Annotated in this window: 10 protein-coding genes; 3 read left to right on the top strand and 7 right to left on the bottom strand. The window is 73.4% G+C overall.

The window, feature by feature from the left end; translation table 11 throughout:
* Positions 1–3: 3 nt before the first annotated feature.
* From ACFW01_RS32020 to ACFW01_RS31990, 7 genes are all read right to left on the bottom strand, one after another.
* The gene (locus ACFW01_RS32020; protein ID WP_384509514.1) at positions 4–1,392 is read right to left on the bottom strand and encodes an aldehyde dehydrogenase family protein; all 1,389 of its coding nucleotides are present in this window, start codon (positions 1,390–1,392) and stop codon (positions 4–6) included.
* Between the two features lie 122 nt (positions 1,393–1,514).
* Positions 1,515–2,861, bottom strand: a complete 1,347-nt coding sequence (locus ACFW01_RS32015; protein ID WP_384509511.1) for an ABC transporter ATP-binding protein — start codon at positions 2,859–2,861, stop codon at positions 1,515–1,517.
* A gap of 388 nt (positions 2,862–3,249) precedes the next feature.
* A complete protein-coding gene (locus ACFW01_RS32010; protein ID WP_384509508.1) occupies positions 3,250–4,503 on the bottom strand; it encodes an MFS transporter in 1,254 nt (417 codons plus the stop codon).
* Between the two features lie 57 nt (positions 4,504–4,560).
* Positions 4,561–6,027: a CitMHS family transporter gene (locus ACFW01_RS32005; protein WP_384509505.1), complete on the bottom strand. Its 1,467-nt coding sequence runs from the start codon at positions 6,025–6,027 to the stop codon at positions 4,561–4,563.
* Between the two features lie 140 nt (positions 6,028–6,167).
* Positions 6,168–8,441 carry a molybdopterin-dependent oxidoreductase gene (locus tag ACFW01_RS32000; RefSeq protein WP_384509502.1) on the bottom strand — a complete coding sequence of 758 codons (2,274 nt, stop codon included), beginning with the start codon at positions 8,439–8,441 and terminating at the stop codon, positions 6,168–6,170.
* Positions 8,442–8,548: 107 nt separating this feature from the next.
* Positions 8,549–9,166 carry a TetR/AcrR family transcriptional regulator gene (locus ACFW01_RS31995; protein WP_161331074.1) on the bottom strand — a complete coding sequence of 206 codons (618 nt, stop codon included), beginning with the start codon at positions 9,164–9,166 and terminating at the stop codon, positions 8,549–8,551.
* 7 nt (positions 9,167–9,173) lie between these two features.
* Entirely contained in the window at positions 9,174–9,743 is a 570-nt protein-coding gene (locus ACFW01_RS31990) for a hypothetical protein (RefSeq protein WP_234960799.1), read from the bottom strand.
* Positions 9,744–9,934: 191 nt separating this feature from the next.
* On the opposite strand from ACFW01_RS31990, the gene hmgA reads away from it, so the two are divergent.
* The 3 genes from hmgA to ACFW01_RS31975 are packed head-to-tail and all read left to right on the top strand — an operon-like array spanning position 9,935 to position 13,219.
* Positions 9,935–11,260: a homogentisate 1,2-dioxygenase gene (gene hmgA / locus ACFW01_RS31985; protein WP_234960798.1), complete on the top strand. Its 1,326-nt coding sequence runs from the start codon at positions 9,935–9,937 to the stop codon at positions 11,258–11,260.
* 26 nt (positions 11,261–11,286) lie between these two features.
* Positions 11,287–12,036 (top strand): GntR family transcriptional regulator, encoded by a 750-nt coding sequence (locus tag ACFW01_RS31980; RefSeq protein WP_234960797.1) that lies wholly within the window; start codon positions 11,287–11,289, stop codon positions 12,034–12,036.
* Positions 12,037–12,058: 22 nt separating this feature from the next.
* Positions 12,059–13,219, top strand: coding sequence for a type ISP restriction/modification enzyme (locus ACFW01_RS31975; protein ID WP_384509496.1), 1,161 nt, complete (start codon positions 12,059–12,061; stop codon positions 13,217–13,219).
* Positions 13,220–13,226: the final 7 nt, after the last annotated feature.

Genomic DNA, 13,226 nt, shown 5'->3' with positions numbered 1-13,226 from the left:
TGGTTAGAACTGGAGCGACTTGGTCTGGAGGTACTCGGTGAGTCCGTGCGCGCCCAGTTCGCGGCCCACGCCCGACTGCTTGTAGCCGCCGAAGGGCGCCAGCGGGTTGAACCGTCCGCCGTTGATGTCGACCTGCCCGGTCTCCATCCGCCGCGCGAAGGCGACGGCCTCGGCCTCGTCCCCGGCCCAGACGGCGCCGGCGAGTCCGTACACCGTGCCGTTGGCGATCCGCAGGGCGTCCTCCTCGTCCTCGTAGCGCAGGACGGACAGGACGGGGCCGAAGATCTCCTCCTGGGCGACCGTCATGTCCTCGGTGACGTCGGCGAGGACCGTCGGGGAGACGTAGTAGCCCTGCTCGTGCGGGGTTTCGGGGCCGCCCGCGACGATCCGCGCGCCCTCGGCGACGCCCTTCTCGATGTATCCGCGCACGCGCTCCTGCTGCTTGGCGTTGACGACCGGGCCGATCCGGTCGCCGTACTTGGCGGCGGCCTCGGCGGCCAGCTCCACCGCCTCGTCGTACTGGTCGCGGTGGACGAGCATGCGGGTCCAGGCGCTGCACGTCTGACCGGAGTTGGACATGACGTTGGCGACGCCGACGTTCACGGCCTTGGCCAGGTCGGCGCTGGGCAGGATGACGTTGGCGGACTTGCCGCCGAGTTCGAGGGCGACGTTCTTGACGGCGGCGCCGGCGAGGGCGCCGATCCGGCGGCCGACCGCCGTCGAGCCGGTGAAGGAGACCAGGTCGACGCCGGGGTGCTCGGCGAGGGCCTGTCCTGCGACCGGGCCGAGGCCGGTGACCAGGTTGAAGACGCCCGCGGGGATGCCGGCCTCGTGGACCGCCTCGGCGAAGAGCTGCGCGGTGAGCGGGGTGTCCTCGGCGGGCTTCAGTACAACGGTGCAGCCGGCCGCGAGCGCCGGGGCGACCTTGGCGACGATCTGGTGCAGCGGGTAGTTCCAGGGCGTGATGGCGCCGACCACGCCGACCGGCTCGTGGTGGACGACGGAGTTGCCGACCTTCTCCTCGAAGGCGTACGTCGCCGCCAGCTCGGCGTAGGAGCCCGCGACCGCGATCGGGGCGGCGGCGTGCACGGCCTGCGAGAACTTCAGCGGGGAGCCGAGTTCGGCGGTGACCGTCTCGGCGACCTCGTCCTTGCGGGCGACCAGGACGTCCCGCAGGGCGGCCAGGCGGGCGGCGCGCTCGGCGGGCGGGGTGGCGGCCCAGCCGGGCAGGGCGGCGCGGGCCGCGCGTACGGCGGTGTCGACGTCCAGGGCGGTGCCGGCGGGGACCGTGCCGATCACCCGCTCGTCGACCGGGTTCACGACGTCGATCGTGTCCCGGCCGTCGGCGGACCGCCAGGCCCCGTCGATGTACATGCCGTCGTGTGCCTTCATCGGGTTCCCTCCGGGCGGGCCTTGTCGTCCGGCCCCAAACTAGCGCCGATAGTTTTACGGCACCAGGGGCTCCCCCGATGGTGGCGCGGCTCACGCTCTCCGGGGACGCGGTCCCGGCGGGTTCACTCCTCCAGGTCCGGCAGCCGCGCGGGGGCCGGACAGATGCGGTCGCCGTGCTGGTCGAAGACGAACAGGTGGGCGAGGTCGACGAGCAGCGGGATCTGCATGCCGTGGCGCAGGTCGATGTCGGGGGTGGTGCGGACGATCAGGTCGCCGGGGAGACGGCCGTCGGGAGCGGTGACGGCGGTGCTCGGCCCCCGCGCTTCCTCCGCTTCGTCCACGACCACCACCGGCCCGGTGCGCAGGGCGCCCGCCCGTTCCCTCAGCCGGTCGAGGACGGTGCCGTCGCGGCGGCGGCGCCGGACGGGCCGGGTGGCGGGCCGCGGGGCCTCCAGGTCGGGCACGACGGCGGGCCGCGACCCGGTGTCGAGGTGGACGAGCATCTCGTGGCCCTGGAACTCGACGTGCTCCACCAGGCCGGTGAGCAGCACCTCGCCGGGACGGGCGGACGCGGGCTTCGCGATCCGGACCGCCTCCGAACGCAGGCCCACGATCACCTCCCGGCCCTGCTGGACGCGGAGCAACTGGTGGTCCAGGCAGAGCGGTTCGGGCAGGCGCAGGAACTGCTTGCCCAGGCTGATCGTCATCGCGCCGTCCAGCGGGGCGCGCACGATCCCGCGCAGCAGGTTGATGCGCGGGGTGCCGATGAAGGCGGCGACGAAGACGTTGCGGGGCAGGGCGTACACGGCGCGCGGGGTGTCCACCTGCTGGAGCACGCCGCCGCGCAGGACCGCGACCCGGTCGCCGAGGGACATGGCCTCGGACTGGTCGTGGGTGACGTAGATCGTGGTGACGCCCAGTTCCCGGGTCAGCCGGGTGATCTCGGCACGCAGGTGGTTGCGGAGCTTGGCGTCCAGGTTGGACAGCGGTTCGTCCATCAGGAAGGCGGTGGGGTGGCGGGCGATGGCCCGGCCCATGGCGACGCGCTGGCGTTCGCCGCCGGAGAGCTGGGCGGGCAGGCGGTCGAGGAGGTCCTCGATGCCCAGCATGCGGGCGGTGGCGTCCACGCGGGGCCCGGGGTCGGCCTGGGGGTCCTCGACGCGCAGCGGGAAGCCGATGTTCCCACGGGTCGTCATGTTGGGGTACAGCGCGAAGTTCTGGAAGACCATCGCCATCCGCCGCTCGGCGGGGAGCAGGTCGTTGGCGTACGCGCCGTCCAGCAGCACCTCGCCCTCGGTGACCTCCTCCAGCCCGGCGATCATGCGCAGCACGGTCGACTTGCCGCAGCCGGAGGGGCCGAGCAGGACGAGGAACTCGCCCGGCGCGATGTCCAGCGACAGCCGGTCCACCACGCGGACGCCTCGCGCGAAGGTCTTGCTCACGTCGTGCAGGGAGATGGCGCGTGTCATGGAGGTGCCCCCGGGGGCTCACTGGGCGCTGGTGGTCCGCGGTCGGACGCCCTCGTGCGGGTCGTACGGGGCGTGTGAGTCACGGAAGTTAACGGACAGTGCGCGGCCGGGGGAAGACGCCGGACCGGATCCTCCTCGGGTGTCCACCTGGTGAGAAGGCGGACGATTGGGTTCCGTCAGCCGTCCCCGCCGCTGTCGCCGCTGCTCCCGCTCCCGCTCCCGCTTCGGCGCGAACGACGGTTCGACGCACGCAGCAGTTCCCCCGCCAGCAGGGTCGCCCTGGAGACCCCCCGCGTCCAGCGCGGGCCGCCCCTGGAAGCCCACACGACGCAGACGCAGCCGCCTACGGCCAGGAGGAGGACTGCGGACAGAAAGATGAGGATCACGCTCACCCCTTCGCTTCCCGACACGGCCGGTCGCTGCCGGCCCGGTCCGTGTCATCCTGCCCGATCCCCGCACGACGGCGGTCGCCCGTCCCCGCCGACGGGGAGCGCAGGGCGACCCCCGACGAGAGCAGGAGCAGCGCGCCGAGCATCACGAAGGGCGCGGCGACGCCCGCGACGCCCGCGATCAGTCCCGCCGCGGCGGGCGCGGCGACCTGGCCGAGGCGGTTGCCGGTCAGCCGCAGGGCGAGGGCCGTGGAGCGGGCCTCGTCGGGGGCGGCCTGGACGACCGTCGTCATGGACAGCGGCTGGCCTACGCCGAGGCAGAAGCCGAGCACGGCCAGCATCAGCGCGAGCGCCCACACCGGCACCGGCAGCGCGACCCCGGCGCACAGCAGGGCGGCCAGCAGGCAGGTCACCGTGAGCAGCACCGTGCGCCCGAGCAGCCGCAGCAGGGGCGTCAGCACGAGCCTGCAGGCGATGGTGGCCGCCGCGCGCAGGCTGAGCAGGACGCCGATCACGGCCGGGGAGATGCCGCGGTGCTCGCCGACCACCGGCAGATAGGCGGTGAGGATGTCGGTCGCGGACAGCACCGACAGACTGATCAGGATGCCCGCCGGTACCCCCCGGGCCCGCAGGATGCTGCCCACGGGGACACGCGCGCCCGGCTCCTTGCCTGCCCCGGCGGTCCTCGGGTGCTCGATGCGCCACAGGGACGTGCAGGCGACCGCCGCGCCCGCGCCCGCCACCAGCAGGGCCAGCGCGCTGCTGCCGGCCATGTCGGGGCCCCCGATCAGCGCGCCCGCGGCGATGGGGCCGATCAGCTGGCCGAGCGAGGCGCCGATGGTGAAGTGCCCGAAGTTGCGGTCCTGTTCGTGCGGCGCGGACTGGCGGGCGACCAGCGACTGGGCGCCGATGACGAAGCAGAGGTGGCCGAGGCCCATGACGCCGCTCCACAGGGCCATCGCCCACAGGGACCCGGCGACGCCGCTGAGCGCGCAGCCGCCGGCGATGAGCACCACGCCGACGGGCAGCAGGGGCGCGCAGCGGCCGTGGTCGGTACGGCGGCCGAGCGGGACGGCGGCGAACAGCGGCAGCAGCGCGTACACACCGGCGATGACGCCGACCGCCCGTTCGTCCGCGCCCAGCGCGAGGGCCCGGTAGGAGACGGCGGGCCGTGCCATCGACACCGCCCCCTGCGCGAAGCCGAAGGCGATGACGAGGCGGAGCAGCCAGCCGCGGTTCCCACCGGGCCCCATGATCGTGTCCTTCCCGTACGACTCCCCGCGCACCAGCCGCGGAGGCCGCTGCGATGATCAGATGATGCCGAACAGGATGCCCGCGGCGAGAATCACCAGGCTGGTCAGGACCGCCCACTTCACGACGAACCGCGTGTGGTCGCCGAACTCGACCTTCGCCATGCCGACCAGGACGTACACGGCCGGGACGAGCGGGCTGGACATGTGCAGCGGCTGGCCGACGATCGAGGCGCGGGCGATCTCCAGCGTGGACACGCCGTGCGCCTGACCGGCCTCGGCGAGCACGGGCAGGACGCCGAAGTAGAAGCCGTCGTTGGACATGAAGTAGGTGAGCGGCAGGCTCAGCAGGCCGGTGACCAGGCCCATGTGCGGGCCCATGCCCTCGGGGATGGTGTCCACGAGCCAGTTGGCCATGTGGTCGACCATGCCGGTGCCGGTGAGGACGCCGGTGAAGACGGCGGCGGCGAAGACCATGCCGGAGACGTTGAGCACGTTGTCGGCGTGGGCGGCGATCCGGGCCTTCTGGTCCGGGATGTGCGGGAAGTTCACGGTGAGCGCGAGCGCGGCGCCGAGCAGGAAGAGCACCGGGATCGGCAGCACCTCCATGATCATGGCGGTGAGCAGCGCGACCGTGAGGAGCGCGTTGAACCAGTACAGCTTGGGGCGCAGGGTGGGCCGGTTCGGGTCGAGGCCCCTGAAGTCGTCGTCCGACGCCTCGTCCGATCCGGCGGACCCGCCGGAGCCGGCGGAACCCTGGGAGCGGTCCGCTCCGCCCGCGCCGCCGCGACCGGCAGCGGCCTTGACGCCCGCACCCGCACCCGCACCGGCACCGGCACCGGCACCGGCACCGACCAGCACCGTCTCGGTCTCCGGCGCCGGTTCGCGCACCAGCGCCTCGTCCAGCGTCAGCGTGCCCACCCGGCGGCGCTCGCGCAGACCGAGCACGTACGACAGGGCGACGACCGCGAACAGACCGACGGCCAGGGCCGGGATCATCGGGACGAAGATGTCGGTGGCGTCGACCTTGAGCGCGGTGGCGGCACGGGCGGTGGGGCCGCCCCAGGGCAGCGTGTTCATCACGCCGTTGGCCATCGCGGCGACGCCCGTCATCACGACCAGGCTCATCTTCAGCCGCTTGTACAGCGGATACATGGCCGAGACCGTGATCATGAAGGTGGTGGAGCCGTCGCCGTCGAGCGAGACGATCGCGGCGAGCAGCGCCGTACCGACGACGACGCGCATCGGGTCGGCCTTGCAGAACTTCAGGATGGCCCGGACGATCGGGTCGAAGAGCCCGACGTCGATCATCACCCCGAAGTAGACGATCGCGAACATGAGCATCGCCGCGGTGGGGGCGAGGCTGGACACGCCGTCGATGACGTAGTCGCCGAGGTGGGCGCCCTTGCCGACGAACACGCAGAACAGCGCGGGAATCAGCACGAGCGCCGCGATCGGCGACATCTTCTTCATCATGATCAGGACCAGGAAGGTCGCGATCATGGCGAAGCCGAGGATGGTCAGCATGTGTGAGTACCTAACGTTCGCCCTTGAACATCCCACCGGGGCAGGCGGTGCGAGCGACGTTAGGTGCCGTGAAGTCGCGTTAACAAGACGTTGACCTGCGAGCAATAAGCGCAAAACTCCAGGTCAACGCTTTGCTCAGGTCAGCGGGCGGCCACCGGGGTGAGCTTGACCGGTACGCCGTTGAGGACCGCGTTGCCGGAGAGCGGGTCGAGCAGGCTGCCGTCGAGGAGCTGGTTGACGTTGACGCCGGGCTCGGTGGCGGCGTGGGTCTGGCGGGTGCCGGGGCGGTCGTGGCCCCAGCCGTGCGGGAGGCTGACCACGCCGGGCCGGACGGTGTCGGTGACCTCGGCGGGGACGGTCACCTCTCCCCCGGGCCCCTGGACGCGCACGGGCTGCGCGCCGCGTACGCCGAGCCGTCCGGCGTCGTCGGGATGGACGTGCAGGGTGCAGCGGTTGGAACCGCCGGTGAGGGCCGGGATGTTGTGCATCCAGCTGTTGTTGGACCTGAGGTGGCGGCGGCCGACGAGGACGAGCCCGGCGGGGCGCTCGGTCAGGGCGCGCCGCAGGCGGGGCAGGTCGCCGGCGATCGGCTCCGGCAGCAGCTCCACCCTGCCGCTGCGGGTCTTCAGCGGCTGCGGCAGGCGGGGGCGCAGCGGGCCGAGGTCGATGCCGTGCGGGTGGGCGAGCAGGCGCTCCAGGGTCAACCCGTCGGGCCGGGCGCCGAAGCCGTCGCCGTAGGGGCCGAGGCGCAGCATCAGGTCGAGCCGTCGCTCGGGGCCGTTATCGCCGGTGAGCCGTGCGGTCAGGTCGCCGGGGTCGCGGCCGTGCACGGGTGAGTGCGGGTCGCGGACGGACTTGCCGAGGGTCTGCTCGATCACCATGGCGTCGACGGCACCCGGGTCGGCGCCGTGCCTGCCGCTGACGGCCAGGGTCAGCCGGGCCAGGATCTCGGTCTCCGCCATGCGGCCGGGCTCCAGCGGGACGGCGGGGCGGGTGTAGCGGACCTGGTTGCGCACGGCGAGGGTGTTGAAGGCGAAGTCGTGGTGCGGGCTCTGCGCGGGCGGGGGCGGCGGCAGGACGACGTCGGCGTGGCGGGAGGTCTCGTTGAGGTAGGGGTCGACGCTGACCATGAAGTCGAGAGAGTCGAGCGCCTTGTCGAGCCGGTCGCCGTCGGGGGCGGACAGTACGGGGTTGGCGGCGATGGTGATCAGTGCGCGGACCGGCTCGCCGGCGGGGGTGCCGCTGCCGGCGTCCACGTCGGTCGCGGTGGCGGTGGCGGTGTCGATCTCCTCCGCGAGGGCGGACAGCGGCAGTTCGCCCTTGGCCTCGGGGTGTCCGCTCACCCGGGAGCGCCAGCGGCCGAGCGCGAATCCGCGGCCGGGTCCGGCGGGGCGCGGGGTCCGGTCGGTGGCGGCCTGCGGGAAGAGGGCGCCGCCGGGCCGGTCCAGGTTGCCGGTGAGGATGTTGAGGACGTCCACGAGCCAGCTGGCGAGGGTGCCGTGCGGGACGGTGCAGCTGCCGATGCGGCCGTAGACGGCGCCGGTGCGGGCGGCGGCGAGTTCGCGGGCGAGGGCGCGGGTCACACCGGCGTCCACGTCGCAGGCGGCGGCGACGGCCTCGGGGGTGAAGTCGCGTACGGCGTCGCGGACTTCGTCGGCCCCGATCACGTGCGGGGCGAGGTCGCCGAGGTCGGCCAGGTCCTCTTCGTACAGGACGTGGACCATCGCGGCGAGCAGCAGGGCGTCGGTGCCGGGCCGGATCGCCACGTGGCGGTCGGCGAGTTTCGCGGTGCGGGTGCGGCGCGGGTCGACGACGGTGAGGGTGCCGCCGCGGGCGCGCAGGGCCTTGAGCCGGCCGGGGAAGTCGGGGGCGGTGCACAGACTGCCGTTGGACTCCAGCGGGTTGGCGCCGATCAGCAGGAGGTGGTCGGTGTGGTCGAGGTCGGGTACCGGGATGGCGTTGGCGTCGCCGAAGAGCAGCCCGCTGGAGACGTGCTTGGGCATCTGGTCGACCGTGGAGGCGGTGAAGAGGCTGCGGGTGCCGAGGGCGGCGAGCAGGACGGGCGGGTAGAGGGCGCCGGCCACGGTGTGCACGTTGGGGTTGCCGAGGACCACACCCACGGAGTGCGGTCCGTGCCGCTCGGCGACGGTGCGGACCCCGGCGGCGACGGCGTCGAAGGCCTCCGCCCAGGTGGCCTCGCGCAGTTCGCCCTCCCTGCGCACCAGGGGCGTGCGCAGCCGGTCGGGGTCGGAGTCGACGGCCCCGAAGGAGGCGCCCTTGGGGCAGATGAAGCCGTGGCTGAAGACGTCGTCGCGGTCGCCGCGGGCGGCGGTGACCTCGGTGCCGTCGATGGTGAGGGCCAGGCCGCAGGTGGCCTCGCACAGGGGGCAGATACGCAGGGCGGTGCGGGACACGGGTCCTCCCGGAGGGCGGCGTCGCTCTTGCCGCGAGCATACCGACCGGTAGGCATGTTGGGGAGCCCTCTCGCGCACGGCCGCACGGCGCCGGTGCGGCCGGTGCGTCAGTCCAGGACGCGCCCCAGATACGCCCGGAGCAGCTCCCGCGCCTCCTCGATGATCTTCGCGTCCCCGTCCGGCGCGACCCGGAAGGCGAGCTGGACGAGGGTGTCGGCGGTCTCCACGGCGACGAGGAAGACGCGGCGCAGATCGTCGTCGGGGCGGCGGCCGAGGTAGCCGGAGAGCAGCTCGGTGAGCCGCTCGGCGACGCGGTGGTTGGGGACGGTGGCCCGGTCGCCGACCGGGATCTGGTTGCCGAAGTCGATCAGGGAGAAGCCGGGCGCGGTCCGCTTCATCGCCAGGTACTCGTCGAGCACCGCGTCCAGGGCGCAGCGCCAGCCGCCGTCGCCGGTCTCCGTGAGCCGTTCGGTCACGCGTTCCGCGTAGCGCTCCAGGTTGCGCTGGGCCAGTGCGTCGGCCATCTGCCGCTTGTTGCCGAAGAAGCGGTACACCGACCCGATGGGGACGTCCGCGCGCAGCGCCACGGCCCGGGTGCTCAGGGCGTCGTAGCCCACCTCGTCGAGGAGGTCGGCGCAGGCGTCGAGGATCCTGGTCAGCCGTTCGGCGCTGCGCCGCTGCACGGGGGCGCGGCGGAGCGGGGTCGCGTGGGACACGGTCCTCATGATGCCCTCACCGTGCCGTCACGCGGGTGGGAACGGTCCGGCCCTCGATCTCCTCGGGCTCCGTCGCCTCCGTCGGCTCGGTGTCCGACGCCGTGATGTCCGCCGTGGACTCGACGGGCTCGCCGTCGACGGCCCAGACGGTGTCGTCGTCGGCGTACAGCCGGACCGTGACCTGGTGGGTGCCGCGCGGGACCAGGTCGGCGGTGAGCCGGTACTCCGGGCCGCGCAGGCGGGTGAGGAGGTCGCCGTCGAGGAAGAGGTGGGCGACGCCGCGGCCGGGCACCGCCTCGGCCCCGGTGCCGTCCGGCGAGAACCTGAAGCCGCGGACGGTCAGGCGTACGTCCCAGCTGTCGTCGCTCTCGGGCTGCACCTCGATGCCGACCTCGGGGGCCTGTTCGGCGTCCACCTCGCGGTAGCGCCGGCCCTGCTCGTCGGTGGCGTCGAGCAGCCTGCCCGCCGAAGCGGCCGACTCCCCGGCCTCCGGTTCTCCGCCGTCTCCCGAGCCGCAGCCCGCGGACCCGGTCAACAACAGGACGCAGACCGCGAGCACGGCGAGCACTCCCCGCGTCCACGACATGACGCGAGACTAGAACACGGGTCCGACAGTCCGGATCCCCCGGGGGCCTGGTTCCGGTCATCCTTCAGGAGGACGCGCGCGCCGGACGGGGAAGAACCGGGACGCACCGGGAAGACCCGAACGCCCTCTTGCGCGCGGGAAACCGCAATCCTACGGTGTGCCATAGGAATCGGGTTGCGAGGGAGCGATCAATGAGCGGGGACGCGCGGAAGACCGCGGAGGGGCTGGCCCATCTGTCCGGTTTCGGCAACGAGCACAGCTCGGAGGCCGTCGCGGGCGCACTGCCCGAGGGCCGGAACTCGCCGCAGCGGGCGCCGCTCGGGCTGTACGCGGAGCAGTTGAGCGGCACGGCGTTCACCGAGCCCCGGGCCCACAACCGGCGTTCGTGGCTGTACCGGATCCGCCCCTCGGCCGCCCACCCGGCGTTCACCCGCGCGGGCAACGGCGCGATCCGCACGGCGCCCTTCGCCCAGGCCGTGCCGGACCCGAACCGGCTGCGCTGGAGCCCGCTGCCGGAGCCGCCGGCCGGGACGGACTTCGTCGCGGGCCTGTGGACGCTCGGCGGCAACGGCGACGCGACCCAGCGCACCGGTATGGCCGTGCACCTGTACCACGCGACCGCCTCCATGGAGCGCGTGTTCAGCGACTCCGACGGCGAGCTGCTGATCGTCCCGGAGCGCGGCGGCCTGCTGCTGCGTACCGAGTTCGGGCTGCTGCACGCCGAGCCGGGCCATGTGGCGCTGATCCCGCGCGGGGTGCGTTTCCGGGTGGAGCTGCTGGACGCCGACGCCCGCGGCTACGTCTGCGAGAACTACGGCGCCCCCTTCCAGCTGCCGGACCTCGGCCCGATCGGCGCCAACGGCCTGGCGAACCCGCGGGACTTCATGGCGCCGGTCGCCGCCTACGAGGACGACGCGGACACGCCGGGCCCGGTGGAGGTGGTGAACAAGTTCTGCGGCAACCTCTGGACGGCGGAGTACGACCACTCCCCGCTGGACGTCGTCGCCTGGCACGGCAACCACGTGCCGTACGTCTACGACCTGCGCCGCTTCAACGTCATCGGCACCATCTCGTACGACCACCCGGACCCGTCCATCTTCACCGTGCTCACCTCGCCGTCGGACACCCCCGGCCTCGCGGGCGTCGACTTCGTGGTCTTCGCGCCGCGCTGGCTGGTGGGCGAGGACACCTTCCGGCCGCCCTACTTCCACCGGAACGTGATGAGCGAGTACATGGGCCTGATCGAGGGCGCCTACGACGCGAAGGCGGAAGGCTTCGTGCCGGGCGGCGGTTCGCTGCACAACATGATGTCGGCGCACGGACCGGACCGGGAGACCTTCGACCGGGCGAGCGCCGCCGAGCTGAAGCCGCAGCGGATCGACGACGGCCTGGCGTTCATGTTCGAGACGCGGTGGCCGGTGACCCTCACCCCCCAGGCGGCCCGCGCCGAACACCTGCAGGCCCGCTACGACGACGTCTGGCAGGGCCTGGAGCGTCACTTCCGCCCCTTGCACTGAGGTTTCCCTACCGGTACGGATGGCCCGTGACCTCCTTCGCCCCGGACTCCATCGTCCTGAACCGCAAGCTGCCGCTGTGGTACCAGGTGTCGCAGTCGCTGCGCGCCTCGATACTCGGCCGCTCGCCCCGGGACCCGCTGCGGCTGCCCACCGAGGAGCAGCTGGCCGGTCACTACGGGGTGAGCGTGCTGACCATGCGGCAGGCGCTCAAGGAACTGGAGGACGAGGGGCTGATCACCCGGCACCGCCGGCGCGGCACGTTCATCGAGCCGGACGCCCGGCGGGGCGCCCCGGTGCGGCTGCTGGGCTCGGTGGACGCGATCGTGGCGCAGCAGTCCGGCATGAAGGCCGAACTGCTGGGCCACGGCACGGTGCCGGTGCCGCCCGAGGTCGCGGAGTACTTCCCCGAGTCCGTGGAGGTGGGGACGTACCACCGGCTGCGCAGCGACGAGACGACGGGCGAGCCCACCAACCACGCCCGCAACTACGTCCGCCCCGAGCTGGCCGCCCGCATCGACGTGGACGACCTCGTCCGGTGGCCGATGACCAAGGTGCTGCGGGACGTGGTGGGGATGGACATCAGCCGGATCACGGACACCGTCGAGGCCCGGCTCGCCGACCCGGAGACGGCGCGGCTGCTCGAAGTCCCGCTGCTCAGCCCGATCCTGCACTACACGGGCGTCACCTACGACACCGCGGGCCGGGTGCTGGACGTGGCGGTCATCCACTACCGGGGCGACCGGTTCTCCTTCACGGTCACCCTGGACGCCACATAAGGCCGCGCCCTCCCGTCGTACGATGCCGGGCGTGACGCACGACGACGCTCCGCCGCTGGCGGACCTCATGCCGTGGTCCGTCGCACCGCCACGGCTCGGCCGGGGGTGGCCGACGGCGCCCGACGCGGCGTCCCTGAAGGCCCGCTGGGACGCGCTGGTGAAGGCCGAGGGAGCCGACCGCGAGGCCCTGTTCGAGCCGACCCGCTCCCGCACCCCGCACACCGCGGTCGGGCGGCTGCCCGGCGGCGCCGGGGGCACCGAGCGGCTGGCGCGCGCCTCGGGGCCGTGCCCGGAGCCGCTGCGGGTGCTGCGCGCTCCCTTCGACGAACAGTGGCTGATCCCCGACCACCGGCTGATCGACGCGGCCCGCCCGGAGCTGTGGCGGGTGTCTGACGAGCGGCAGGTGTTCGTCGTGGAGGTCCCCGGGGCCGCCGCCCCGCCGCTGCTGCTCGCCTCCTCCCGGCTGCCGCTGTTCGGCCCCGCCCGGATCCGTCCGCTGTACCGCAGGCCCGGCGGCGCCGAGTCCAACCTGGCCCCCGGCCTCCTGGACCACCTCGCCGCCCGGCTCGGGCTGCCGGTCGCGCCGCCGGACGTGCTGGCCTGGTCGGTCGCGGCCGTGCGGCCCGGCGGGGCCGTCCCGTTCACCGCGGACCCCGAGCTGTGGGAGCGGGGCGTCGGCCTGGGGCGGCGCGCGCTGTGGCTGATGCTGCGCGACGGCGAGCGCCCCAAGCTCCCCGGCGGCCGCCGCCCGTACGTCCGCGCCCCGCTGCCCGCGCGCCCGCTGACCCTGCGCTACGACCCGGACGACGAGGTCCTGCACCTGGACGAGGGCCGCGTCTCCCCCGTGCCGCCCGGCGCCTGGGAGTTCGAGGTGGGCGGGGTCCGGGTGCTGGAGCAGTGGTTCGCGGCCCGCACCGCCGAGGGCGAGCCGGGCACGCTGGCGGCGATCCGCCCGGCCACCTGGCCGCAGACCTGGACCTCCGAGCTGCTGGAGCTGATCACGGTCCTCGCACTGCTCGCCGAAGCGCGCGCCGAGTGCGCGGAGTTGACGGTGACCAAGGAAATCACGGCGACGGACCTGCGCACGGCGGGCGTACTGCCGGCGCCGCCGACGGCCCACCGGCCGGCCTCCGTGCTGGACGGCCCTGAGGAGGGGCCGGAGGGACAGCTGGCGCTGTTGTAGCGGGCCC

The organism is Streptomyces sp. NPDC058985 (assembly GCF_042740985.1).
Classification (GTDB): Bacteria; Actinomycetota; Actinomycetes; order Streptomycetales; family Streptomycetaceae; genus Streptomyces.
The sequence above is the reverse complement of the archived record's forward strand: the minus strand, read 5'-3'. Positions and strand labels throughout refer to the sequence as shown.